Annotated in this window: 18 protein-coding genes; 14 read left to right on the forward strand and 4 right to left on the reverse strand. The window is 67.9% G+C overall.

Annotated features, from left to right (window positions below; translation table 11 throughout):
• Position 1 precedes the first annotated feature (1 nt).
• The 4 genes from VXD91_RS09390 to VXD91_RS09405 all read left to right on the forward strand — a co-directional run bounded on the left by VXD91_RS09390 (position 2) and on the right by VXD91_RS09405 (position 3,379).
• Positions 2 to 805, forward strand: a complete 804-nt coding sequence (locus tag VXD91_RS09390; protein ID WP_212807487.1) for an ABC transporter ATP-binding protein — start codon at positions 2 to 4, stop codon at positions 803 to 805.
• 5 nt (positions 806 to 810) lie between these two features.
• Positions 811 to 1,737, forward strand: a complete 927-nt coding sequence (locus VXD91_RS09395) for a glycosyltransferase family 2 protein (RefSeq protein ID WP_305798841.1) — start codon at positions 811 to 813, stop codon at positions 1,735 to 1,737.
• Positions 1,734 to 2,564, forward strand: a complete 831-nt coding sequence (locus VXD91_RS09400; protein ID WP_212807491.1) for an ABC transporter permease — start codon at positions 1,734 to 1,736, stop codon at positions 2,562 to 2,564. The genes VXD91_RS09395 and VXD91_RS09400 overlap by 4 nt, the downstream gene beginning before the upstream one ends.
• Before the next feature lie 179 nt (positions 2,565 to 2,743).
• Positions 2,744 to 3,379 carry a hypothetical protein gene (locus VXD91_RS09405; RefSeq protein WP_212807493.1) on the forward strand — a complete coding sequence of 212 codons (636 nt, stop codon included), beginning with the start codon at positions 2,744 to 2,746 and terminating at the stop codon, positions 3,377 to 3,379.
• 82 nt (positions 3,380 to 3,461) lie between these two features.
• On the opposite strand, the gene VXD91_RS09410 is transcribed toward VXD91_RS09405, so the two are convergent.
• Positions 3,462 to 4,928, reverse strand: coding sequence for a hypothetical protein (locus VXD91_RS09410; protein WP_212807495.1), 1,467 nt, complete (start codon positions 4,926 to 4,928; stop codon positions 3,462 to 3,464).
• A 429-nt stretch (positions 4,929 to 5,357) separates the two neighbouring features.
• On the reverse strand, positions 5,358 to 5,987 hold the full coding sequence (locus tag VXD91_RS09415) for a helix-turn-helix domain-containing protein (protein WP_318983965.1): 630 nt from the start codon (positions 5,985 to 5,987) through the stop codon (positions 5,358 to 5,360).
• Between the two features lie 80 nt (positions 5,988 to 6,067).
• Between VXD91_RS09415 and VXD91_RS09420 the strand changes: the two genes are divergently transcribed.
• A complete protein-coding gene (locus tag VXD91_RS09420) occupies positions 6,068 to 6,967 on the forward strand; it encodes an alpha/beta fold hydrolase (protein ID WP_318983966.1) in 900 nt (299 codons plus the stop codon).
• On the opposite strand, the gene VXD91_RS09425 is transcribed toward VXD91_RS09420, so the two are convergent.
• A complete protein-coding gene (locus VXD91_RS09425) occupies positions 6,936 to 7,418 on the reverse strand; it encodes a carboxymuconolactone decarboxylase family protein (RefSeq protein WP_318983967.1) in 483 nt (160 codons plus the stop codon). The two genes, VXD91_RS09420 and VXD91_RS09425, sit on opposite strands and share 32 nt — an antisense overlap.
• A gap of 49 nt (positions 7,419 to 7,467) precedes the next feature.
• On the opposite strand from VXD91_RS09425, the gene VXD91_RS09430 reads away from it, so the two are divergent.
• Positions 7,468 to 8,889, forward strand: coding sequence for a PLP-dependent aminotransferase family protein (locus tag VXD91_RS09430; RefSeq protein WP_318983968.1), 1,422 nt, complete (start codon positions 7,468 to 7,470; stop codon positions 8,887 to 8,889).
• Here the strand turns inward: VXD91_RS09430 and VXD91_RS09435 are convergent.
• A complete protein-coding gene (locus VXD91_RS09435) occupies positions 8,879 to 9,502 on the reverse strand; it encodes a metal-dependent phosphohydrolase (RefSeq protein WP_318983969.1) in 624 nt (207 codons plus the stop codon). The genes VXD91_RS09430 and VXD91_RS09435 overlap by 11 nt on opposite strands.
• Before the next feature lie 46 nt (positions 9,503 to 9,548).
• On the opposite strand from VXD91_RS09435, the gene VXD91_RS09440 reads away from it, so the two are divergent.
• The 8 genes from VXD91_RS09440 (at position 9,549) to VXD91_RS09475 (ending at position 25,092) form a co-directional block, all read left to right on the forward strand.
• On the forward strand, positions 9,549 to 10,010 hold the full coding sequence (locus VXD91_RS09440) for a GtrA family protein (protein ID WP_318984282.1): 462 nt from the start codon (positions 9,549 to 9,551) through the stop codon (positions 10,008 to 10,010).
• Between the two features lie 25 nt (positions 10,011 to 10,035).
• Entirely contained in the window at positions 10,036 to 11,448 is a 1,413-nt protein-coding gene (locus tag VXD91_RS09445; protein ID WP_020099515.1) for an FAD-binding oxidoreductase, read from the forward strand.
• Between the two features lie 8 nt (positions 11,449 to 11,456).
• Entirely contained in the window at positions 11,457 to 12,236 is a 780-nt protein-coding gene (locus tag VXD91_RS09450; RefSeq protein ID WP_064861198.1) for a decaprenylphospho-beta-D-erythro-pentofuranosid-2-ulose 2-reductase, read from the forward strand.
• The gene (locus VXD91_RS09455) at positions 12,236 to 14,122 is read left to right on the forward strand and encodes a galactan 5-O-arabinofuranosyltransferase (RefSeq protein ID WP_346415247.1); all 1,887 of its coding nucleotides are present in this window, start codon (positions 12,236 to 12,238) and stop codon (positions 14,120 to 14,122) included. The genes VXD91_RS09450 and VXD91_RS09455 overlap by 1 nt, the downstream gene beginning before the upstream one ends.
• An 11-nt stretch (positions 14,123 to 14,133) precedes the next feature.
• Positions 14,134 to 17,331, forward strand: a complete 3,198-nt coding sequence (locus VXD91_RS09460) for an arabinosyltransferase domain-containing protein (protein WP_346415248.1) — start codon at positions 14,134 to 14,136, stop codon at positions 17,329 to 17,331.
• Between the two features lie 307 nt (positions 17,332 to 17,638).
• Positions 17,639 to 20,893 carry an arabinosyltransferase domain-containing protein gene (locus VXD91_RS09465; RefSeq protein WP_346415249.1) on the forward strand — a complete coding sequence of 1,085 codons (3,255 nt, stop codon included), beginning with the start codon at positions 17,639 to 17,641 and terminating at the stop codon, positions 20,891 to 20,893.
• A 20-nt stretch (positions 20,894 to 20,913) separates the two neighbouring features.
• Positions 20,914 to 24,108 (forward strand): arabinosyltransferase domain-containing protein, encoded by a 3,195-nt coding sequence (locus tag VXD91_RS09470; RefSeq protein ID WP_346415250.1) that lies wholly within the window; start codon positions 20,914 to 20,916, stop codon positions 24,106 to 24,108.
• 183 nt (positions 24,109 to 24,291) lie between these two features.
• Positions 24,292 to 25,092 carry a DeoR/GlpR family DNA-binding transcription regulator gene (locus VXD91_RS09475; protein ID WP_212807507.1) on the forward strand — a complete coding sequence of 267 codons (801 nt, stop codon included), beginning with the start codon at positions 24,292 to 24,294 and terminating at the stop codon, positions 25,090 to 25,092.
• Positions 25,093 to 25,106 lie beyond the last annotated feature (14 nt).

A 25,106-nucleotide genomic window follows, 5' to 3' on the forward strand; every position in this document is an offset into this window, starting at 1 on the left:
CGTGTCGGAACCGCACATCTCCACGCAGAACGCGTGGGTCGAATTCCCGATCTTCGACGCGAAGTCCCGTTCGCTCAAGAAGGCCTTCCTGGGCAAGGCCGGCGGCGGGATCAACCGCAACGAATCGAATGTCGTTGTGATCGAAGCGCTTCGGGACATCACGATGTCGCTCAACATGGGTGACCGGGTGGGCTTGGTCGGGCACAACGGCGCCGGCAAGTCGACGCTGCTGCGCCTGCTGTCGGGCATCTACGAACCGACGCGCGGTTCGGCGACCGTCCGCGGCCGGGTGGCCCCGGTCTTCGATCTGGGTGTCGGCATGGATCCCGAGATCTCCGGTTTCGAGAACATCATCATCCGTGGCCTGTTCCTCGGGCAGACCCGCAAGCAGATGCTGGCCAAGGTCGACGAGATCGCCGAGTTCACCGAACTCGGGGAGTACCTGTCGATGCCGCTGCGCACGTACTCCACGGGTATGCGCGTGCGCCTGGCCATGGGCGTCGTCACCAGCATCGACCCCGAGATCCTGCTGCTCGACGAGGGCATCGGCGCGGTCGACGCGGAGTTCCTGAAGAAGGCGCGCACCCGGCTGCAAGCCCTGGTGGAACGCTCCGGAATCCTGGTGTTCGCAAGCCATTCCAACGAATTCCTGGCCCGGCTGTGTCAGACCGCGATGTGGGTCGACCACGGCACCATCCGCATGACCGGCGGCATCGAGGAAGTCGTGCGCGCCTATGAGGGCGAAGACGCGGCGCGGCACGTGCGCGAGGTGCTCGAAGAGAACGAGCGCGAGCGCCAGGCGTGACCGACATGTTGTGCGCGGTGATCGTCACCCACCGGCGGCCGGAGTTGTTGGCGAAATCCCTTGCCGTGGTGTGCTCGCAGACGCGACTGCCCGATCACGTCGTCGTCGTCGACAACGACAACGACCCGGCGGTGCGGGTTCTCGTCGAATCGCAGCCGGTCGCGACGACGTACCTCGGTTCGGTCCGGAACCTCGGTGGCGCAGGCGGTTTCGCGCTGGGCATCCTGCATGCCCTGGCCCTCGGCGCCGAGTGGGTCTGGCTGGCCGACGACGACGGACGCCCCGCCGACTCGTCCATACTCGCGACGCTGCTGGACTGTGCGGCCAAGCACGACCTGGCCGAGGTGTCCCCCATGGTGTGCGACCTGAATGAACCTGCCCGCCTGGCCTTTCCGTTGCGCCGCGGGTTGGTGTGGCGGCGTTATGTGTCCGAGTTGCAGGTCGACAAGAATGCCGGCGTCGACCTGCTGCCCGGCATCGCGTCGTTGTTCAACGGCGCACTGTTCCGGGCCGCGACGCTGGAAGCCGTTGGCGTACCGGACATCCGGCTGTTCGTCCGCGGTGACGAGGTCGAGGTGCACCGCCGGCTCGTCCGCTCCGGCCTGCCGTTCGGGACGTGCCTGAACGCGGTGTACCTGCACCCGCAGGGGTCCGACGAGTTCAAGCCGATCCTCGGCGGCCGCATGCACACGCAGTACCCCGACGACGCCACCAAGCGCTATTTCACGTACCGCAACCGCGGCTACCTGCAGTCCCAACCAGGTCTGCGCAAGCTGGTTCCCCAGGAATGGGTGCGATTCGGGTGGTACTTCCTGATCACCCGGCGTGATCCGGCCGGGTTGCGTGAGTGGATGCGGTTGCGCCGCTTGGGACGAGACGAGAAGTTCAGCAGGCCCGGTGCGGGCGGACCCACGACAGGAGGACAGCGATGACGTTCACCGACGCGGCCGCGCAGTCCAAGACGCTGCGCCGCGCCTGGGGCGACCTGGTGACCGGCTTCGGCAAGCGCGAGCTCTGGCTGCACCTGGGCTGGCAGGACATCAAGCAACGCTACCGGCGCTCGGTACTCGGCCCCATCTGGATCACCATCGCCACCGGCACCATGGCTGTGGCACTGGGTGGCCTGTACTCGCAGCTGTTCCACCTACCGCTGGCCGAGCACCTGCCCTACGTGACGTTGGGCCTGATCATCTGGAACCTGATCAACGCGTCGATCCTCGAAGGCGCTGACGTGTTCATCGCCAATGAGGGCCTCATCAAACAACTTCCGACGCCGCTGTCGGTGCACGTCTACCGGTTGGTGTGGCGGCAGGTGCTGCTGTTCGCGCACAACATCATCATCTTCGTGATCATCGCGATCATCTTCCCCAAGCCGTGGTCGTGGGCCGACCTGTCGGTGATCCCCGCGCTGGCGCTGATCGTGGCCAACTGCGTCTGGGTCGCGTTGTGTTTCGGCATCCTGGCGACGCGGTACCGGGACATCAGTCCGCTGCTGGCGAGCCTGGTGCAGCTGCTTTTCTACATCACGCCCATCATCTGGAACGACCAGACACTGCGCCTTCAGGGTGCGGGCACCTGGTCGAAAATCATTGAGCTGAACCCACTTCTGCACTACGTGGACATCGTGCGGGCGCCGCTGCTCGGTGAACCCCAGGAATTGCGGCACTGGCTCGTGGTGATCACCTTGACCGTTGCGGGCTGGATCGTCGCCGCGCTGGCGATGCGGCAGTACCGCGCGCGCGTGCCGTACTGGGTGTAGTTCGCCACCTCGCCGATCCGGCGCGGCGTTATCCACCGGCCGCGTGTCGCGCAGGTCACTGCGCCGGGATTAGCTGGTTGTCCCCACGGATCCGGCCGGTCACCTGAGCGTCACCTCGGGTTCGGTGGCGCGGAGTTCAATTGGGGCGACCGGCTTTCCGCGTTCCAACAGGAGCAACCATGACCATCACCGAAACTCCCACCACCAACGACACCGCGAACGGGCAGGTCATCGAGGCCGAGCTCGTCGAGACCACCAAGGCCGCCGCCGAAGAGGCGACCAACACCGGCCTGGCCATCCGCGAGGTGCTGAGCGGCGTGCTGGAGCGTCAGCTCGACGCCGGCCACAGCCTCACCCGTCAACTGGTCAGCGCGACCTCCGCCGCCACCGAGGCGGTCGTCGAGTCGCCCGCCAAGGTGATCTCCTCCATCCGTGACGGCGCCACCCTGCCGGATGCGGTGAGCGAGACCGGTTCGGCTGTCCAGGACGTCCTGGCCGAGTCGGGACGCGACATCCGCAGCGCCGTCGGCGAATACGTCGGCCGTAACGCCGTCGGCCCCAACGCCATCATCGCCGGTGCGTCGCAGGTGGCCGGCTCGCTGGTCCGCGCCCAGGGCGCCCTGACCGCGACCGCGGTGGACGGCCTGTTCACCGTGGCCGGGACCGCGGCCCAGGGCGTCGAGGACGTCCGCGAGGTCGCCTCGCGCGAGTGGGGCGAGCTGCGCACCACCGCGTCGTCGGCCCGCGAGGCCATCGAAGCGCAGGTCTCGGCCTCTCGCGAGAGCATCCGGGACGCTTTCGACACCACTGCTTGATTCACCGCGACGCTCGGGATCGGTCGGAGTGCGGGCCGATCCCGAGCACCAGCGCGTCCAGATTCAGGGCACCAGTCGGCTGTTACTCACCGCCGCCCTTGGCCGAACCATGATCGCTCTTGCCGGCACCCTGTGACTTGCCGGCCGCATCACGCGAGTGACCACTGTTGGTACCGGAGCCCGACGCGGCGTTGTCCGCGCCCTTCGCCTTCGCGTCCCGCTTGGTTTTCGGGGTGCTCTTGCGCGTGGGGGTCGTCGTCCCGTCGTCGGCACTCTTGGTCCCGTCTGCGGTGGACGCTCCGGTAGCGCTGCTCGACGACTTGGCACCGCGCGTCCGGCGATCCTGCTTCACCGCGGCCGCGGCGGAGTCGGTACCCGAATCAGCCGCCGGAGCCTCGCCCTTGTCGGACGCGGCCGGCTTGGTCTCCGACGCGGAGTCGTCACCGGCACCGGCCGCGGGCGCCGCAGCGTTGTCGTCAGCGCCCGCCGCGGTCTTGTCGGCACCGGTCTTGTCAGCCCCGGTCTTGTCGGCCGCGGTCTTGTCGGCTCCGGTCTTGTCCGCACCGGTCTTCTCGGAGGCCGTCTTGTCCGGCGACGCGGCCGGAGCCACCGCGAGCGGACTTGCCGCCGCGGCCGGCTTGGCAGTCAGCGCCGCCTTCGCGTCAATCGAGACGGAGACCGTCGCCGACGCCGGCGACGGAACACTGACTGCGGCGGCGGGCGGCGGGGTCACCGGCTTGATCGCGGTTGCGATGATGCCCAACGCATTTCGCAGCCCTTGCACGATGCCGTTCGGCCCGAGAATGCCCGCGCCGTCGCCGTTGTAACCGTTGAGCAAGGCACCGGTGATGGATCCGGGCATCGCAACGATCGCGTTCACGACAGCACCCAGATTCTTCGCGCTGAACGCGTTGACCACGTTCTGCAGTCCGTCGCCGGTGGCGGTCACGACGTCACTCATCACCGCAAGCAATGGCAATCCGGCCGTCAGAACCCAGCCCATGCCGGTCGGTGAGGTGATCGCCGTGTCGATCACGTTCAGCATGTTCTGCACCGGCTTACGGAATGCCGCTTGCACATCGGTGAGGATGCTCGTGGTCAGGATCGGCAGGACAAAGGGCGTGAGCACCGCGCTGTACAACGTCTGCACCGCGTCAGCGACATGCCCGGCGGCGAGCTGCTGGAACGCCTGCTTCAAGGACTCCGGCGTCGTGCCCAACTGCTGCCCGACCGCAACCAGATAGTCCCGCACGGATCCACCGACCGCGACGGCACTGGCGATCTGGTTCCGCACCACCTGGCCGAGGACGGGCGCCGGGTCTGCGATCACGCCGGTGACGATGCCCTTGGTGTTCTGCAGCGCCTCGGTGATGATCTGTCCCCATTGGGTGATCGGGTTCACCTGCGCGGCGAGTTGTACCGCACTTGCATGCAGTGCCGGCAGGTGCAGATCCGGCGCCGGCTGGTGGGTGACCGGAGCCAGAGCGATGACCCCGGCACCCATCAGTGCGACGCCCGTCGTGAGGCTGGAGCGAACAGCAATTTGCATGGTGCTTCCCCGAAGGTAGATGTGATATTGACCACAGCACCATAAATCCATATTGCCGCGCAGTTGCCGGAAATCGACGGATGGAACGTGTTTCATTTTCCGCGAAATGGCCACCCGGAGCGCCCATTTACGCCTAGGTTATTAGCTGGTCAGCCGAGATTTGGCGTTCGAAAACCAGAGTTAGATGCATTCATAATTGACTATTACGTCTATTTTTCTCTGGCTCCGGCCGCCGCCGCGCCAATTGCTGCCAATTGGAAATATTGCGCAAGCTACTGCTCGGCTCGGCGCTCGCAGATGGCCGCGATTCGCCGACTACGCCGCGTCGGCGTCCCGGGCCCACGCTCCCCGCGAGGCGCGTTCCCGAGCCCAGCGGCACCGCCGGGCCCCGGGCATGAGAGTTGCTACCGGGTCAGCCCGACCCACCACTCACGCACCGAGGACCGATCGGGCGACAGCCTCATCGCCGTCGACTTCGACCAGCCCGAGCGCACGCGCATCACCGAGGCTGAGTGCGCCCGCAGCGAGACCGAGGATGCAGGCGGGGATCGCCGTCACGGTGGCATCGAGCTTGCGGCCGTCGTGCGGACCGACCTCGAAGCCGGAGCGCGTCGCGCGGAGTTGCAGGGTCCGGTCGTCGACCACGAGGCCGATCGTCACGGCGGAGCGGACCTTGACCCGGCCGTTGAGCAGAGCCGGGACAGCGAGGGTCAGCCACTCGGGCCGGAAGGAGTCACCGCCCGCGGGACCGCTGATCATCAGCGGCGTGGACCAGCGGAGCAGGCTCTCGATCGGCTGGCGCAGCTGCGCGCCCCACGGGGTGAGGGTGTACTCGACCGCACTCCCCTCGCCGGCCAACCGCCGCTCGACGACGCCCGCCGCCTCGAGGTCCCGGAGCCGATCCGCGAGCAGGTTGGTTGCAATACCGGGGAGATGGTCGATCAGGTCGCGATAGCGGGCGGGTGCGATGAGCAATTCCCGGACGATCAGCAGATTCCATCTGTCGCCGACGATTTCGAGCGAACGGGCGAGCCCACAGTATTGGTCGTAGCTCCGCATCGCCATCCTTCTGCTTGAATTTCTCAAGTGACTGTGAGATGTTCAAGCATACCGGGAAAGCCGATCCAACAGGGGTTGCCATGACCAACACCGCACAGACCACACGGCCCGCCTGGGTCGACGACGAACTGTTCCCGTTCGAGAGCCACTTCATCGAGATCGACGGCCACACCGTCCACCACGTCGACGAGGGAGCCGGCCCCACGCTGTTGATGCTGCACGGCAACCCGACCTGGTCATTCCTCTTCCGCGACGTGATCAGCTTGCTGCGCAAGGACTTTCGGTGCATTGCCCTCGATTACCCCGGCTTCGGACTGTCGACGCCCAGGCCCGGTTATCGCTACCTGCCCGAGGAGCACGCGGATGTCGTCACCACGTTCGTCGACGCTCTCGATCTGAAGGACGTCACGCTGGTCGGACAGGACTGGGGCGGCATGATCGGCCTTGCGGTGGCCCAGCGGCGGCCGGGGGTCTTCCATCGGCTGGTGCTGGCGAATACCTGGGCCTGGCCGGTCAACGGCGAGCTGCACTTCGAAGCGTTCGGCCGCATCATGGGCGGGCCGCCGACGCGCTTCCTGGTCCGCCAGTTCAATCTGCTGGTCAACGCGTTCATCCCCACCGGCCACCGGAGACGGAAGCTCACCGACGCCGAGATGGACCACTACCGGCGGGCGCTGGACACCGCGGACCGGCGCCAGGCGTCGGCCGTGCTTCCCGGCCGCGTGCTGGCGAGCCGGGACTTCTTCGCGGAGGTCGAGCGCGGGCTGCCGGACATCGCCCACCTACCGACCCTGATCGTCTGGGGCGACGCCGACATCGCCTTCCGCACCCAGGAGCGCGAACGGCTGGAGGCGACGTTCCCCGACCACACGACCGTCATCGTCGAGGGCGCCGGAACCTATGTCGAGTCCGACGCCCCCGACGAATTCGCTTCTGCGATCCGCACATTCAGCGGCGGCGCGGGACGGCCTTCTTCGTAGCCACATTCAGCCGGTTCCAGGAGTTGATGACGGCGGCCATGCCGATGACGTGCGCAAGCTCGCGCTCGGTGAACACGGCTGCAGCACGGGCGTACACGTCGTCGGGAACCGACCGTTGACTCAGGTCGGTGATGGCCTCGGTGATGGCCAGCGCGGCCCGCTCGCGCTCGGTGAACAGATCACCGGCCTCTTCCCATGCCGCAACCAGGGCCAGGCGCTGCTCGGTCTCACCGGACCGGCGCGCGTCGTGGATGTGCATGTCCAGGCAGAAGGCGCAGTGGTTGATCTGCGAGGCGCGAATCTTGATCAGCTCGCCGATGGTCGAATCAAGTTCCTTGGACGCGGCATTGCTGAAGGCCATCATCCCCGCGTAGAGCTCGGGAGCGACGCCATAGATGTCGATCCGCTTGGCGTGGTCGGTGGTGGTCGGTGCGTTCAGTGTCTCGGTCATGGCGTCCACGCTAGCCACCAAAAGCCCGTGAACATGGTTCAATTTGGGCGTGGTTTCATGGGCCAATTCTGCGGCGAGCAGCGCTGGGCTGGACTTGCATCTGGATCTCGGCCAGACCGTCAAACCGGGCCGGCGCGGTGCCCGTGACCAGCTGATCCAGGCCGTACGAGACGCGGTCCGATCGGGCCGACTGCCCGCCGGCACCATGCTGCCGCCCTCCCGATCCCTGGCGATCGACCTGGGATTGGCTCGCAACACCGTCGCCGAGGCCTACGCCGAACTGGTCGCCGAGGGCTGGCTGGGCTCGCGCCAGGGCGCGGGCACGTGGGTCGTCGGCTCGCACACCGAATCGGCGCCCGCCACCCAGCGCGCCAAACCGGGCACCGCCACTCACAACCTCATGCCCGGTTCGGGAAACGTCGCGGCCTTCCCGCGGCAGGCCTGGCTGGCGTCGGCCCGACGGGCCCTGACCAACGCGCCGACCGAAGCGCTGCGAACGGGCGACGCCCGTGGCCGCCACGAACTGCGCACCGCGCTGGCCACCTATCTGGCCCGCGCCCGCGGCGTGCGCACCACGGCCGAATCGATCGTCATCTGCGCCGGGACCCGGCACGCCGTCGAATTGCTGTCGAAAGTTTTTGCGCCGGGCACCATTGCGGTCGAGAACTACGGTCTGTTCCTGTTCCGGGACGCCATCGCCGGCAGCGGCGCCGGCACCGTGCCCATCCGGATCGATGACCACGGCGCCATCATCGATGACCTCGAAAAGACCAGCGCTGCAGCGGTTCTGCTCACCCCGGCACACCACTTCCCGCACGGCGTACCACTGCATCCCACGCGGCGCACCCGCGCCCTCGAATGGGCCGTCCGTACGAAAAGCTATGTCCTGGAAGACGATTACGACGGCGAATTCCGCTACGACCGGCAGCCGATCGGCTCGATGCAGGGGCTGGATCCCGACCGGGTGGCCTATCTCGGCTCGGTCAGCAAGAGCCTGGCACCGGTGCTCCGGCTGGGCTGGATGGTGTTGCCCGACAACCTGATCGATCCGGTACTGGCGGCGGCGGGCGGGCAACAGTTCTACGTCAACGCCATCGACCAGCTGACCATGGCCGACTTCATCGAATCCGGCCAGTACGACAAACACATTCGCCGGATGCGCAACAGCTACCGGCGCCGGCGCGACGCATTGGCGGCCAAGCTATCCGGGCTCGATGTCGAGATCAGTGGACTGTCCGCCGGACTGCACGCGCTGATCCGGCTGCCGGACGGTACCGAACACGAGGTCATGCGGCGCGCGGCCGACGCCGGGATCGCACTGTCCGGACTGGCACTGCTGCGCCATCCGGATGCCGCACTCGACACGCCACAGCAGGACGGCGTGGTGGTCAGTTTCGGCACGCCCGCGGACCACGAGTTCACCGCGGCGCTCGACGCATTGCACGACGTGCTGAGGGCCGTCAGCCGCTGAGCGCCGCGAGCTCTGCCTGCAGATTGGTCCGCGCCGCGTCCTCCCACAGCCGCCGCCCCGCCTCCGTGCGGTACAGCGACGGCCCGGCGAGCATCGCCGCGATCATCCGGCCACGCCACAGCGCGAAATCCGCATCGCTGACGTGGCCGTACTCGGCCCGCACCCGGGCGGTGTTGTGCTGGTAATCGACCGGCGGCACCGCCAGCACCGCCAGGTCGGCGTCGGACAACACCTGGCCGTTGTGGTCGTCGGTTGCGGGATCGTGGGTGATGGTCACCCGCACCAGGCGGCCCACCTCCACCACGAACTCCTGGGCCACACCCAGATCGGTGAGGTCCGACTCCGCGAGCCGCGCGCTGTTCTCCTCGTCGTCGGACTGCCCGGCATAGACCGCGTCGTGGTACCAGGCCGCCAGACGCACGGCGTCCGGATCGTCCGCGTACTCCTCCAGGGCGTCCACTCCGGCCAGGATGCCACGCAGGTGACTCAGGTCGTGGTAACTGCGGTGCGGCTCGGCCCACCGGCCCAGCAGCGCCGCCCCGACGTCGTCGACTCGCGGCGACGACGAATGCCGCGCCAACAGGGTGTGCCATGCCTGGAGCAAATCGGTCACGTGTCCATGGTGCACGTAAGCTGCCCGCGTGGCCGAGCCAGTGGACATCCCCGCCGAACACAACGCCGAACACAGTGCCGAGAAGGCCGTCGAGGCGTCTCTAGGCCTGGTGACACAGGCGTGGCGGTTCGTCGTCACGGGTGGTCTGTCCGCGGTCGTCGACTACGGGCTGTACGCGCTGCTCAGTGCCGTTTTCGTCGCCAACGGCATGCCCGATGCCCGGGCGACCCTCATCGCGAAGACACTCAGCTTCATCGCCGGCACGACGACGGCCTATCTGATCAACCGGCGCTGGACCTTCCAGGCCGAACCGAGCCGGGCGCGCTTCATCGCCGTTGTGATCTTGTACGCAGTCACCTTCGGACTGCAGGTCGGCATCAATCAGCTGTTCTATCTGCAATTCGCCGGCGAGTCCTGGCGGCGGCCTGTGGCCTTTGTCATTGCCCAGGGGACGGCGACCGTCATCAACTTCGTGGTGCAGCGAACCGTGATTTTCCGGCTGAAGTGAGGTTGGCCGGTACCCTTTGACCGTTATGTCTACCCAGCCTGACGCCACGCTGCCCCTGACGCGCCGCGCCCTCACCGGGTTCGGCCGCACGGCACCGTCCGTGGCAAACGTGCTGTCCACACCCGATGTGTCAGTGATCGCCGAGGCGGTCAAGCGGGTCGCGGACGCAAACTCTTCCAGCCCCGCCCACCTGCGGCGAGGCATCCTCGGCCGCGGTCTCGGCCGGTCCTATGGCGACCAGGCGTGCAACGGCGGCGGCATCGTCGTCGACATGACGGCGCTCAACCGGATCCATTCGATCAGCTCCGAGACCGCCATCGCCGACGTCGACGCCGGGGTCAGCCTCGATCAGCTGATGAAGGCCGCGCTGCCGTTCGGGCTGTGGGTTCCGGTGCTGCCGGGCACCCGGCAGGTCACGGTCGGCGGTGCGATCGCCTCCGACATCCACGGCAAGAACCACCACAGCGCGGGCAGCTTCGGCAACCACGTGCTGTCACTGGACCTGCTGATGGCCGACGGCGAGGTGCACACCATCACGCCCGACGGACCGGACAGCGAGCTGTTCTGGGCCACCGTCGCCGGCAACGGGCTGACGGGCATCGTGATCCGGGCGCGCATCAAGATGACGCGCACCGAGAGCGCCTACTTCATCGCCGACGGCATCGCGACGCACGATCTCGAAGAGACCGTCGCCGTGCACCAGGACGGCAGCGAGGACAACTACACGTACTCGAGCGCGTGGTTCGACCTCATCAGCCCGGAGCCCAAGCTCGGCCGCGCCGCGGTGAGCCGCGGCAGCCTGGCCAAGGTGGATCAGCTGCCCGCCAAGCTGGCCAAGGACCCGCTGAAGTTCACCGCGCCCCAACTGCCGGCGATCCCGAACCTGTTCCCGGTCAGCTTCATGAACAAGCTCTCGCTGTCCATGATCGGCGAGGCGTTCTACCGCATGAGCGGCAACTACCAGGGCAAGATCGTCAACCTGACGCAGTTCTACCACATGCTCGACATCACCTCGGGCTGGCAATATGCCTATGGCCCAGCGGGTTTCGCGCAGCACCAGTTCCTGGTTCCGCCCGACGCGCTCGAAGAGTTCAAGGGCATCATCCGCTGGATGCACACGCAGAAGCAGTACTCGGCGCTGAACGTCTTCAAGCTGTTCGGCCCGGGCAACAAGGCGCCGCTGAGCTTCCCCATGCAGGGCTGGAACGTCGCCCTCGACTTCCCGAACCGGCCGGGCGTCAACGAGTTCCTCAACGAACTCGACAAGCGCGCAATGGAATTCGGCGGTCGGGTGTACACCGCCAAGGACTCCCGCGTCAGCGCCGAGAGCTTCCACAAGATGTACCCGCGGATCGACGAGTGGATCGCCACCCGCCGCAAAGCCGACCCGAACGGCGTGTTCGCCTCCGACATGGCCCGCCGCCTCGAACTTCTCTAGGAGACTCAGTGATTGACGCAACCGGCAACCCGCAGACCATTCTGCTGTTCGGCGGTACCTCGGAGATCGGCCTGGCCATCGTCGAGCGCTACCTCAAGAACGCCAAGGCCCGCGTGATCCTCGCCGACCTGCCCAACGCCCCCAAGCGCGACGCGGCCATCGCCCAGATCGAGGCGGCCGGCGCCAAGGAGGTTGTCTACCTCGACTTCGACGCGCTGGACACCAAGTCGCACCCGGCCGTCATCGAATCCGCTTGGGAACAGGGCGATGTCGACGTCGCCATCGTCGCGTTCGGTGTCCTGGGCGACGCCGAGGAACTGTGGCAGAACCAGTCCAAGGCCGTGCTGACCGCCCAGATCAACTACACCGCAGCGGTTTCCGTCGGCGTGCTGGTCGGCGACAAGATGAAGGCGCAGGGCTTCGGGCAGATCATCGCCATGTCGTCGGTCGCCGGCGAACGGGTTCGCCGCTCCAACTTCGTGTACGGCTCCACCAAGGCCGGCCTCGACGGCTTCTACCTGGGCCTCGGAGAAGCGTTGCGGGAGTTCGGGGTTCGCGTTCTGGTCATCCGCCCCGGCCAGGTGCGCACCACCACGACGCTGGAGCACTGGAAGGCCACCGGCGCCAAGGAGGCGCCGTTCACGGTCGACAAGGAGGACGTCGCCAACCAGGCCGTCGCTGCCGCCGCCAAGGGCAAGGAGCTCATCTGGGCGCCCAATCCGGTGCGCTACCTGATGGCCGTCATCCGGCACATCCCCCGGTCGATCTTCCGCAAACTCCCGCTCTGATGCGCAGCGCGCTGGCCGCAAGCGCCAGGGTGAGCGGCCAGATGCTGGCCGCCATGGCACTGGCGGTGATCATCGCGGTCATTGCGCTGCAAGCAATCGCGCGCGTGCAATGGCCGGCGTTCAACTCGTCGAACCAGTTGCATGCCCTGACCACCGCCGGCCAGTGCGCCGTGCTCATCGGGCTACTGCTCGCGGGGTGGGCGTGGCGCCGCGGCTGGCGCAAGAGCGCCAAGGTCGCGGCCACGTCGCTCCTGGCGGCGTTCTCGGTCGTCACCCTCGGCATGCCGTTGGGCGCGACGAAGCTGTACCTGTTCGGCATCTCGGTCGACCAGCAGTTCCGCACCGAGTACCTGACGCGGCTCACGGATACCGCTGTGCCGCACGACATGACGTACCTGGGTCTGCCGCCGTACTACCCGTCGGGCTGGTTCTGGCTCGGCGGCCGGGCGGCCGCGCTGACCGGCACGCCGGCGTGGGAGATGTTCAAGCCGTGGGCGATCGTCACGATCACCGCGGCGATCGTGGCCGCATTCGTGTTGTGGACGGCCATGATTCGCTTCGAGTACGCCCTGGCGGTGACGACGGCCACCGCGGCCGTCACGCTGGCGTACTCCTCCACCGAGCCCTACTCGGCCGTCCTCGTCGTCATGCTGCCGCCGGTGTTCGTGCTGGCGTGGTCGGGGCTCAAGGCTTCCTCGCCGGAGGCGAGCGATGGCGGACGCCGCGGCTGGGCCGCGATCATCGGCACGGGGATTTTCCTCGGCATCGCCGCGCTGTTCTACACCTTGTTGTTCGGCTACGCGGCGTTCACTCTCACGCTGATGGCGCTGCTGCTCGCGGTGTCCCGGCGCCAACTGCAGCCGCTGATCCGGGTGGCCGTCATCGCCGTGATCTCCGGCGTCATCGCCGCCATCCACTGGGCGCCGTACTACCTCGCCTTGCTCAAGGGGCACCCCGCCGACAAGGGCACCGCGCAGCACTACCTGCCGATGGCCGGCGCGCAGCTGACCTTCCCGATGCTCGACGCCACCCTGCTGGGCGTCATGTGCCTCGTCGGCACGCTGTGGCTGGTGGTCAAGGGCCGCAGCTCGACACGCGCTGCCGCGCTGGGCATGGCGGTCGTGTCGGTGTACGCGTGGTCGCTGCTGTCGATGCTGGCCACCCTGGCCCGCACCACGCTGCTGTCATTCCGGCTGCAGCCCACCCTGCTGGTGCTGCTCGTCGCGGCCGGCACCTTCGGCTTCCTGGAGGCCGCCCGCGCGCTGGCGAACCGCTACGCGCAGCCGACCACCAACCGGATCATCGCGGTGGCCGCCGTCATCGGCGCGATCGGCGCGGTGTCGTTCAGTCAGGCGATCCCGGACATCCTGCGGGCCGACATCGCCGTCGCCTACACCGACACCGACGGCTCCGGCCAGCGCGCCGACCGTCGTCCCCCGGGCTCCGAGCGGTACTACCAGGAGATCGACCGCAAGATCACCGCGGCGACGGGCAGGCCCCGCAACGAGACCGTCGTGATGACCGCCGACTACAGCTTCCTGTCCTATTACCCCTACTACGGGTTCCAGGGCCTGACGTCGCACTACGCGAACCCGCTGGCGCAATTCAAGGAACGCTCCGGCGCCATCGAGAGCTGGGCGACCATGACCAACCCCGACGCCTTCGCCAAGGCGCTCGACACGCTGCCGTGGCCGGCGCCGACGGTGTTCCTGATGCGCCATGGCGGCACCGGCACCTACACGCTGCGCCTGGCCGAGGACGTCTACCCCAACCAGCCCAACGTGCGGCGCTACCAGGTGGCCCTCGACGAGCGGCTGTTCGACAGCAAGCACTGGCAGGTCACCGATATCGGCCCGTTTGTGCTGGCCATCCGTAGCGGCCACTAACATCTAGGCCCGTGGCCGGGGAACCTGAGGTAGAGCGCAATCACCGCACAGCGCGGTGGATCGCGATCGTGGCCGGACTGCTCGGCGCGTTCCTGGCGATGGCGACGCCGCTGCTGCCGGTCACCCAGACCACGGCGCAGCTGAATTGGCCGCAGGCGGGCGTCCTCAAGAGCGTCGACGCGCCGCTGATCGGCTATGTGGCCACCGACCTCGACATCACCATCCCGTGTTCGGCGGCGGCCGGCCTCACCGGCCCGGCCACCACGCTGCTGTCCACCGTGCCCAAGCAGGCACCCAAGGCCGTCGACCGTGGCCTGCTGATCGAGCGCGTCGGCGGCGACCTGCTGGTGATCGTCCGCAACACCCCGGTCGTCAGCGCACCGCTGACCCAGGTGCTCAGCCCCGCGTGCAAGGAACTGCGATTCACTGCGCATGCCGACAAGGTCACCGGCGAGATCGTCGGCCTCGTGCAGGGACCGAAGGACAAGAACCCCGGCAAGCCACTGCGCGGTGAGCTCACCGGCTACGACTTCCGCCCGCAGATCGTCGGCGTCTTCACCGACCTGTCCGGTGCGGCGCCGCCGGGGCTGACGTTCTCGGCGACCGTCGACTCGCGCTACAGCACGGCCCCGACCCTGCTGAAGATGCTGGCGATGATCTTCGGCGTGGTGCTCACCGTCGTCGCACTCAGCGCCCTGCACGTGCTGGACCGCGCCGACGGCGTCCCGCACAAACGTTTCCTGCCATCGCGCTGGTGGTCGGTGAAGCCGCTGGACGGCGTCGTGATCACGACGTTGGTGTGGTGGCATTTCGTCGGCGCCAACACCTCGGACGACGGCTACATCCTCACCATGGCCCGCGTCTCCGAACACGCCGGCTACATGGCCAACTACTACCGCTGGTTCGGCACCCCCGAAGCGCCGTTCGGCTGGTACTACGACCTGCTGGCGCTGTGGGCGCACGTCTCCACATCGAGCATCTGGATGCGCCTGCCCACGCTCCTGATGGCCCTGGCGTGCTGGTGGGTGATCAGCCGCGAGGTGCTCCCCCGGCTCGGCCACGCGGTCAAGAACAGCCGCGCCGCCGCCTGGACGGCCGCCGGGATGTTCCTGGCGTTCTGGCTGCCGCTCAACAACGGCATCCGGCCGGAGCCCATCATCGCGCTCGGCATCCTCCTGACCTGGTGCTCGGTGGAACGCGGCGTCGCGACCAGCCGGCTGCTGCCGGTGGCCATCGCCATCATCATCGGTGCCCTGACGTTGTTCTCCGGCCCGACGGGCATCGCCGCGATCGGTGCCCTGCTGGTCGCTGTCGGCCCGCTGAAAACGATTGTGGCGCGGCATACTTCGCGCTTCGGTTATCTGGCTCTGCTGGCGCCGATCCTCGCCGCGGGCACGGTGACGGCGATCCTGATCTTCCGTGACCAGACGCTGGCCGCCGAGCTCGACGCCAGCTCCTTCAAGACCACCGTCGGCCCCGCGCTGAGCTGGTTCGACGAGCACATCCGCTACGAGCGGCTGTTCACCACCAGCCCCGACGGCTCGGTGGCCCGCCGCTTCGCGGTGCTGACGCTGCTGCTGGCATTGGCGGTATCGCTCGCAATGTCGTTGCGCAAGGGGCGAATTCCGGGCACTGCCGCCGGGCCGGCCCGCCGCATCGTCGGCATCACGATCATCTCGTTCCTGGCGATGATGTTCACGCCCACCAAGTGGACACACCACTTCGGCGTGTTCGCCGGGCTGGCCGGTTCGCTGGGCGCACTGGCCGCCATCGCGGTCGGCACCGTGGCCATGCGCTCACGCCGCAACCGCGCGATGTTCGCCGCGACGGTCCTGTTCGTCATGGCCCTGTCGTTCGCCACGGTGAACGGCTGGTGGTACGTGTCCAACTTCGGTGTGCCGTGGTCGAATCAGTTCCCCGAGTGGCACTTCGGCTTCACCACGTTCCTGTTCGGGCTGTCGTTCCTGACGCTCCTGTGGGCGGCGTGGCTGCACTTCTACGACCACGATCCCGAGCGCCCGGTCAGTCGCCGGATTCCCCAGGCGCCCTTGGCAATTGCGTCGTGGATCGTGGTGTTCTTCGAGGTGCTGTCACTGACCCTGGGCATGACGCAGCAGTGGCCGGCCTGGTCGGTGGGTCGTTCGAACCTCCAGGCGCTGACCGGTAAGACCTGCGGCCTGGCCGACGACGTCATGGTCGAACAGGACACCAACGCGGGCAAGCTCGTGCCGCAGTCCGGGACGGTCGGCGACGCCCTCGGCGCGGGCAGCGCAGAAGGCTTCACCCCCAACGGAATTCCCGCCGACGTCTCCGCGGACCCGGTCATGGAACCGCCCGGCGGCACCAACTTCGCCGACAACGACGGCGGCCCCGTCAGCGGTGCGGAACCGGGTACCGAAGGCGGCACCACCTTTGCGGCCGGAGTGAACGGTTCAAAGGCCCGGCTGCCCTACAACCTCGATCCGGCCACCACCCCGGTGCTCGGCAGTTGGCGCCCCGGCGTACAGATCCCGGCGCGGATGCGCTCGGGCTGGTACAAACTGCCGCCGCGCGATCAGGCCGGACCGCTGCTCGTCGTCGCCGCTGCGGGCCGTTTCAATCAGGGCGAGGTACGCGTCGAGTACGCCACCGACGCCCAGGCCGCGGCCGGCAAGATCGCCGGCGCGGTCGGCTTCGCCGATGTCGGTGCCGCACCCGCCTGGCGCAATCTGCGCGCCCCGATGGCCGCCATCCCGGCCGACGCCACCCTGATCCGCATCGTCGCCACCGACGACGACCTCGCGCCGCAGCACTGGATCGCCCTGACCCCGCCGCGCATCCCGAAGCTGCGCACGTTGCAGGACGTCGTCGGCTCGAAGGACCCGGTGATGCTGGACTGGCTCGTCGGCCTGGCGTTCCCGTGCCAGCGGCCGTTCGGTCACAACAACGGCGTCACCGAGGTGCCCAAGTGGCGCATCCTGCCGGACCGCTTCGGCGCCGAGGCCAACTCGCCCGTCATGGACTACCTCGGCGGCGGGCCGCTCGGCATCACCGAGCTGCTGTTCAAGGCCACCCCGGTGCCGACGTATCTGAAGGACGACTGGTTCCGGGACTGGGGCTCGCTGCAGCAGTTCACGCAGTACTACCCCGACGCGCAGCCGGCCCAGATCGACCTCGGGAAGGCCACGCGCAGCGGGCTGTGGGCCCCGGCGCCGCTGCGGCACTCGTAGTCAGTGGCCGCCGGATGGCCGCCGGGCGTGTCGGCTCTGCTGCCACATGTTTGAGCTGTCCCGGGAGCGAGCACGCCATTCCTGACCAGGTGGCGGTGAACCGGCCCAGAAATCGCCGTGCCGTCAGTCTCGCCGCCGACATATTTGTCGCGATCGTGCGCACCCGGAAGTGGCGCACGACAAGTACGCCGTCCGGCTGTCTGCCCAGGGCAGCAAGCTCTATTGAGGGTCACATTCCGGCCAACTAGCTCGACATTCCCCGTCAGTGGCCCAGGCCACATATAACTGTCGCCTAGTCTTGAGCCTCGTGCCTGCCAGGACTGCCCGTCTCGTCGCGATCATCGCGGGCCTTGCCGGTCTGCTGCTCTGCGCGCTGACCCCACTGCTGCCCGTCAAGCAGACGACCGCGACCATCTTGTGGCCCCAGGCCCCCGGTGCCAGCGGAAACGTCTCCGATCTCACCGCCCCGCTGGTGTCGGGTGCGCCGCTGGCGCTGGATGTCTCCATCCCGTGCTCGGCCATCGCCACCGTGCCGGCGGCCGGTGGTCTGGTGTTCTCGACGATCCCACCGGACGGCATCGACGCCAGCCGCAACGGCCTGTTCGTGCGCGCCAACGCCGCGGACGTCGTCGTCGCTTTCCGGGACACCGTCGCCGCGGTCGCCAAGCGGTCCGACATCGCCGCCGGGAAGTGCAGCAACCTGCATCTCTGGGCGACCAACGGCGGCGTCGGCGCCGACTTCATCGGCCTGCCGGGAGCCGCCGGCACCGGCAGTGTGGAGAAGAAGCCCCAGGTGGCCGGCATCTTCACCGGCCTCAAGGTGCCCGCACAGCCCGGCTTGTCCGCGCGCGTCGACGTCGACACCCGGTTCATCGTGGTCCCGACGTTCGTGAAGTCGGCCGCCATGGCGCTCGGTGTGCTGCTGACGCTGGTCTCGATCGCCGCGCTGGCACTGCTGGACCGCCTGGACGGCCGCCGTGTGCACGACGGCTGGCAGCGCTTCTGGAAGGTCAGCCGCTGGCACTGGCTCGCGGACATCGCGGTGTTCGCCGGCCTCGGAGGCTGGCACCTGATCGGCGCCATCTCCTCCGACGACGGCTACAACCTGACCATCGCGCGGGTCTCCAGCCAGGCCGGCTATGTCGCCAACTACTACCGCTACTTCGGCACCTCCGAGGCGCCGTTCGACTGGTACCAGTCGGTGCTCGCCCATATGGCGAGCATCAGCACCGCCGGCGTGTGGATGCGGCTGCCCGCACTGCTGGCCGGCATCGCGACCTGGACGCTGCTGTCTCGCTGGGTGCTGCCGCGGCTCGGCCCCGGCGCCCGCGGGGTGTCGTCGAACGCAATCGCGATCTGGACCGCGGCGGCTGTCTTCCTGGCGGCCTGGTACCCGTTCAACAACGGCCTGCGCCCCGAGCCGCTGATCGCCTTCGGTGTCATCGCGACCTGGGTTCTCATCGAGTACGCCATCGCCACCCGGCGCCTGGCGCCCGCGGCGGTCGCGATCATCGTGGCGGCGTTCACCGCGACGACGGCGCCGCAGGGCCTGATCGCGCTGGCCCCGCTGCTCGTCGGCGCCCGCGCGCTGGTCCGCACGGTCCGCAGCCGCCGGGCCGGGACGGGCCTGCTGGCCCCGATCGCGACGCTGGCCGCCTCGGCGTCGCTGATCCTGACGGTGATCTTCCGGAACCAGACCCTGGCGACCGTGGCCGAGTCGGCGCGCATCAAGTACACCGTCGGCCCGACCATCTCCTGGTACCAGGAATTCCTGCGCTACTACTTCCTCACGGTCGAAGACAGCGTCGACAGCTCCATGACCCGCCGCTTCTCCGTGCTGATCCTGCTGCTGTGCCTGTTCGCCACCCTCGCCCTCCTGCTGCGCAAAGGCCGGGTCCCCGGCCTGGCCAGCGGTCCGGTGTGGCGCCTGCTCGGCAGCACCATGCTCGGCCTGCTGCTCCTGCACTTCACCCCGACCAAGTGGGCCGTGCAGTTCGGTGCGTTCGCGGGCCTCTCCGGTGCGTTCGGGGCGATCATCGCCTTCGCGTTCGCGACGGTCGGGCTGCACAGCCGGCGGAACCTGGCGCTGTACGTGACGGCACTGCTGTTCGTGCTGGCCTGGGCGACGTCCGGGATCAACGGCTGGTTCTACGTCGGCAACTACGGCGTGCCGTGGTTCGACCGGCAGCCCGTGCTGGCCGGCCACCCCGTCACCTCGATGTTCCTGGTGCTGGCGATCATCTCCGCCCTGCTTGCGGGCTGGCTGCACTTCCGCATCGACTACGCCGGGCACACCGAGGTCGCGGAGACCCGCCGCAACCGGGCGCTGGCGTCGACGCCGCTGCTGATCGTCGCGGTGATCATGGTCGTGCTCGAGGTCGGCTCGATGGCCAAGGGCTTCGTGCAGCGCTACCCGCAGTACACGACCGCGCGGGCCAACCTGGATGCGCTCGGGTTGTCCGACAAGAGCTGCGCGATGGCCAACGACGTGCTGGTCGAAGCCGACACCAATGCCGGCACGCTGCAGCCGGTGCCCGGCCAGACGTGGGGCAAGTACGGACCGCTGGGCGGCGAGAACCCCGTCGGCTTCACGCCGAACGGGATCAGCGACTCGCTCGCACCGCCGCATCCGGTGGTCGCGAACCCCGGCACCGTGAACTCCGACGGGTCGCCCAACAAGCCCAACGTCGGCGTCGCCTTCGCGGCCGGCACCGGTGGCGGCTACGGCCCGACGGGTGTCAACGGCTCCAACGTGTTCCTGCCGTTCGGCCTGGACCCCGCCCGCACCCCGGTGATGGGCAGCTTCAAGGAGAACGGCGTCGCCGCCAAGGCCACCTCCGCCTGGTACCAACTGCCGCCGCGCAGTGCGGACCGGCCGCTCGTGACCGTCGCCGCGGCCGGTGCCATCTGGTACTACGACGAAGAGCACGAGTTCCACTACGGCCAGTCGCTCAAGCTCCAGTGGGGCGTGCACCGGCCGGACGGCAGCTACCAGGCCCTCGCCGAGGTGCAGCCCATCGACACCTTCGCCCAATATGCTTGGCGCAACCTGCGATTCCCGCTCGCGTGGGCACCGCCGGAGGCCAACGTCGCCCGCATCGTGGCCGACGATCCGAACCTGTCGGAGGACCAGTGGTTCGGGTTCACGCCGCCGCGGGTCCCGACGCTGCAGACCGCGCAGCAGTTCCTGGGTTCGCAGACGCCGATCCTCATGGACATCGCCACCGCCGCGAACTTCCCGTGCCAGCGCCCGTTCTCCGAGCATCTCGGTGTCGCGGAGCTGCCGCAGTACCGCATCCTGCCGAACACCAAGCAGGTCGTGGTGTCGTCGAACATGTGGCAGTCCGCGCAGAAGGGTGGCCCGTTCCTGTTCATCCAGGCGCTGTTGCGGACGTCGACCATCCCCACCTACCTGCGCAACGACTGGTACCGAGATTGGGGCTCCATCGAACGGTACGACCCGGTGGTGCCGCCGTCAGTGGCGCCGCCCGCAGCGATTGACCAAGGCACCATGACCGTCAACGGCTGGAGCCGCCGCGGCCCGATCAGGGCCCTGCCATGAAGCCCGATCAGGGTCTTCCGATGACCGGGACGGGAATGAACGCACAGCAAGTCAAGGTCACCCGCTGGGTGGCCATCGTCGCGGGCCTGATCGGCTTCGTGCTGTCGGCACTGACGCCGCTGCTGCCGGTGGTGCAGACGACAGCGCAGCTGAACTGGCCGCAACAGGGCCAGTTCGGCAACGTGACGGCGCCGCTGATCTCGCAGACGCCGGTGACGATGACGGCGACCATCCCGTGCGACGTGCTGCGGACGCTGCCGCCCTCGGGCGGGCTGGTGTTCGGCACGGTACCCAAGGACGGCAAGCAGGCCGCGCTCAACGGCTTGCTGGTCAACGTGTCCAGCAGCCGCGTCGACATCACCGATCGCAATGTGGTGATCGCCAGCGTGCCGCGGCTGAAAGCCATTGGTAATCCAGGTTGTTCGCGCATCGAGATCATCTCAGACAAGAACGGGACGTTCGCGACGTTCGTCGGCCTGACCGGTACCGACGGCAAGGAACTGCGCACCGGGTTCGCCGACCCGAACCTGCGGCCCACCGTCGTCGGTATCTTCACCGACCTGAAGGGCGCTGCACCGCAGGGGCTTTCGGTGTCCGCAACGATCGACACCCGGTTCATCAACCGGCCGACCATCATCAAGTACACCGCCATGTTCGGCGGTATCGCGGCGACCATCGTTGCGCTGCTGGCCCTTTGGCGGCTGGACCGGCTCGACGGGCGCCGCATGCAGCGCCTGATCCCCAGCCGTTGGCGGACCTTCAACATCGTCGACGGCGTCGTGATCGGCGGGTTCCTGCTGTGGCATGTGTTGGGCGCCGGGTCATCTGACGACGGCTACATCCTGCAGATGGCGCGCGTCGCGCCGCACGCGCAGTACATGATCAACTACTTCCGCTGGTTCGGCAGCCCCGAGGACCCGTTCGGCTGGTACTACAACGTGCTGGCCCTGATGACGCACGTCAGCGACGCCAGCATCTGGATTCGCCTGCCGGACTTGATCTGTGCGCTGATCTGCTGGCTGCTGTTGTCCCGCGAGGTGCTCCCCAGGCTCGGACCCGCAGTGGCCGGCAGCAAGGCCGCCATGTGGGCCGCGGGCCTGGTTCTGATGGCTGCGTGGATGCCGTTCGACAACGGCCTGCGCCCCGAGGGCCAGATCGCCACCGGCGCCCTGATCACCTACGTCCTGATCGAACGCGCCATCGGCACCAGCCGGCTGACCCCGGCCGCCCTGGCCATCATCAGCGCGGCGTTCACCCTGGGCATCCAGCCCACCGGTCTGATCGCCGTGGCGGCCCTGCTCGCCGGTGGCCGCCCGATCCTGCGCATCCTGGTGAAGCGGCGCCGCGAGGTCGGCACCTGGCCACTGATCATGCCGCTACTGGCCGCCGGCTTCGTGGTCCTGACGGTCGTGTTCGTCAACCAGACTGCGGCAGGGGTGTTGGAGGCCACCAGGATTCGCACCGCGATCGGCCCGAGCCAGGCCTGGTACACCGAGAATCTGCGGTACTACTACCTGTTCCTGCCGACGGTCGACGGCTCGATGACCCGGCGCTTCGGCTTCCTGCTGACCGCGCTGAGCCTCTTCACATCGATGTTCATGATCCTCCGGCGCAAGCGGGTTCCCGGCATCGCGCGCGGCCCGGTGTGGCGCCTGATGGGCATCATCTTCGCCACCATGTTCTGCCTGATGTTCACCCCGACCAAGTGGGTGCACCACTTCGGCCTCTTCGCGGCCGTGGGCGCCGCGATGGCGGCGGTGGCCACCGTGCTGGTGTCGCGTTCGGTACTGAAGTCGGCGCGCAACCGCATGGCCGTCACCTCGGCGGTGCTCTTCCTACTGGCGCTGGTCTCGGCCACCACCAATGGCTGGTGGTACGTGTCGAGCTACGGCGTGCCGTTCAACAACGACATGGTCGCCGTCGGTGGCATCAAGCTCAGCACGATCTTCTTGGTGCTGTTCGTCATTACCGCGGTGTGGGCGTTCTGGCTGCACTTCAACAGTGACCGCCCAGAGGGCCGGCTCACCCGGTTGGTCACTGCGGCACCCATTCCGCTGGCCGCCGCGTTCATGGTCGTGGTGTGCGTGGCGTCGATGGCCATCGGTGCGGTACGCGAATACCCGACGTACTCGAACCTGGCGAGCAACCTGCGGGCACTGAAGGGCGGCTGCGGGCTCGCCGACAACGTCCTGGTGGAGCCTGACTCGAACGCCGGGTTCCTGACGCCGCAGGCCGGTGACTACGGGCCGCTGGGCGCGTTGGGCGGCGTGGGTCCCGTTGGCTTCACTCCCAATGGCGTGCCGAATCGCATTGTGGCCGAAGCAATTCGACTCGACTTCCCGGTGTCGGGTACCGACGCCGACTGGGATGCCGCAGTCAAGCTGACGACCCCGGGCATCAACGGGTCGACGGTGCCGCTGCCCTACGGTTTGGACCCCGCGCGGGTGCCGGTCGCCGGGACGTACACCACCGGCCCGCACTCGCAGGCCAAGCTGACGTCGGCCTGGTACGGCCTGCCCGCCGCTGATGCCGCGCATCCGCTGGTCGTCGTCACCGCCGCCGGCACCATCACCGGGAACAGCTCGCTGAAGGGCCGCACCGAGGGGCAGACCGTCGAGCTGGAGTACGGCCGCACCGGGCCCGACGGCCGCCCGGTGGCGGGCGGGCGCGTCGTGCCCTACGACATCGGCCCGACGCCGTCGTGGCGCAACCTGCGCTTCGACCGTCGTCAGATTCCGACCGACGCCACGTACGTCCGCGTTGTGGCCGTGAACCTCTCGCTCAACGAGGGCGACTGGATCGCCGTCACCCCGCCGCGGGTGCCCGAACTCAAGACCATCGAGCAGTTCATCGGCAAGACCCAGCCGGTATTGATGGACTGGGCCGTCGGCCTGGCGTTCCCGTGCCAGCAGCCGATGCTGGTGCGCAACGGCGTGACCGAGGTGCCGAAGTTCCGCATCACCCCGGACTACACCGCCAAGAAGCAGGACACCGATACCTGGCAGGACGGCATCAACGGCGGTCTGCTGGGCATCACCGATGTGCTGCTGAAGGCGCACGTGATGTCGACGTACCTGTCCGACGACTGGGGCCGGGACTGGGGCTCGCTGCGGGCGTTCACGACGGTCGTCGACGCGACGACGGCCGAGCTGGACCTGGGCACCGCGGTCCACAGTGGGTTGTGGTCACCGGGGAAGATGCGGATCAAGCCCTAGCTCACTGCGCCGGATGGCCAGTTGTCACACGCTTTCGTCGGAAAGCTGTGATGACTGGCCATTCGGCGTTTGTGGGTATGCCCGTCTGATGGCGCGCCGAGGCGCCCTTGACAGATTCCCAATAAAACACAATCATTAGCAATCAAATCCAAGTGTTGCAGATCACAGATCGAGGGAGGTGTCGTGGCATCCACAGGACCCGCCTCCCGCGATGCTGCGGGCGCTCTCTACGCCGACCAGCGCAAACAGCAGCTACTCGAGATGCTTCGCCGCGATGGTCGAATCGACGCCGCCCGGACGGCGTTGGAGCTCGGCGTGACGGGCGAGACCATCCGCAAGGACCTCATCCTGCTGGAGCGCCAGGGCCTGTTGCGGCGGGTGCACGGTGGCGCGGTACGCGTCGACTACCTCCCCTACGAACCTGCCGTCGAGACCCGGACCGAGTTCCTCGCCGAGAAGGCCCGCATCGCCAAGGCCGCGCTCGCACATCTTCCGGAACGTGGATCGGTTCTGATCGACGCCGGGTCCACCACCGCGCAGCTGGTCGAGCAGTTTCCCGGCGACCGCGAACTCACCGTGTACACCAACTCGTTGACGCAGGCACTGACCCTGCTCAACCGGCCACTGCTGACGGTCTACACATTGGGCGGCCGGGTCCGGTCGAAGACCTTTGCCGAGGTGGACGATTGGGCGGCCCGCGCGCTCGCCGAGATCAACGTCGACGTCGCCTTCCTGGGCGCCAACGGCATCAGCATCGACCGCGGGCTCACCACCCCCGCCCCGTCTGAAGCCGCCGTGAAACGACGCATGCTCGCGTGCGCACACCGCCGCATCCTGCTCGCCGACCACAGCAAGTTCGGGGCCGTCAGCGGCGCCCAGTACGGCCGGCTGGAAGACATCCAGCTGCTGATCACCGACACCGGCGTCGACAGCCGGCAACTCTCCGAGCTTTCCGCCGCCGGCGTGACCGTGGAGCAGGCGTGATATCTGCCGCCAAC

Origin of the sequence: Mycobacterium sp. SM3041, from assembly GCF_039668335.1 — a bacterium.
Classification (GTDB): domain Bacteria; phylum Actinomycetota; class Actinomycetes; order Mycobacteriales; family Mycobacteriaceae; genus Mycobacterium.

Coding starts and splice junctions, on each gene's coding strand:
- VXD91_RS09395 (WP_305798841.1), top strand. CDS start 811: ATGTTGTGCGCGGTGATCGTCACCCACCGGCGGCCGGAGTTGTTGGCG.
- VXD91_RS09400 (WP_212807491.1), top strand. CDS start 1,734: ATGACGTTCACCGACGCGGCCGCGCAGTCCAAGACGCTGCGCCGCGCC.
- VXD91_RS09405 (WP_212807493.1), top strand. CDS start 2,744: ATGACCATCACCGAAACTCCCACCACCAACGACACCGCGAACGGGCAG.
- VXD91_RS09410 (WP_212807495.1), bottom strand. CDS start 4,928: ATGCAAATTGCTGTTCGCTCCAGCCTCACGACGGGCGTCGCACTGATG.
- VXD91_RS09415 (WP_318983965.1), bottom strand. CDS start 5,987: ATGCGGAGCTACGACCAATACTGTGGGCTCGCCCGTTCGCTCGAAATC.
- VXD91_RS09420 (WP_318983966.1), top strand. CDS start 6,068: ATGACCAACACCGCACAGACCACACGGCCCGCCTGGGTCGACGACGAA.
- VXD91_RS09425 (WP_318983967.1), bottom strand. CDS start 7,418: ATGACCGAGACACTGAACGCACCGACCACCACCGACCACGCCAAGCGG.
- VXD91_RS09445 (WP_020099515.1), top strand. CDS start 10,036: ATGTCTACCCAGCCTGACGCCACGCTGCCCCTGACGCGCCGCGCCCTC.
- VXD91_RS09455 (WP_346415247.1), top strand. CDS start 12,236: ATGCGCAGCGCGCTGGCCGCAAGCGCCAGGGTGAGCGGCCAGATGCTG.
- VXD91_RS09470 (WP_346415250.1), top strand. CDS start 20,914: ATGACCGGGACGGGAATGAACGCACAGCAAGTCAAGGTCACCCGCTGG.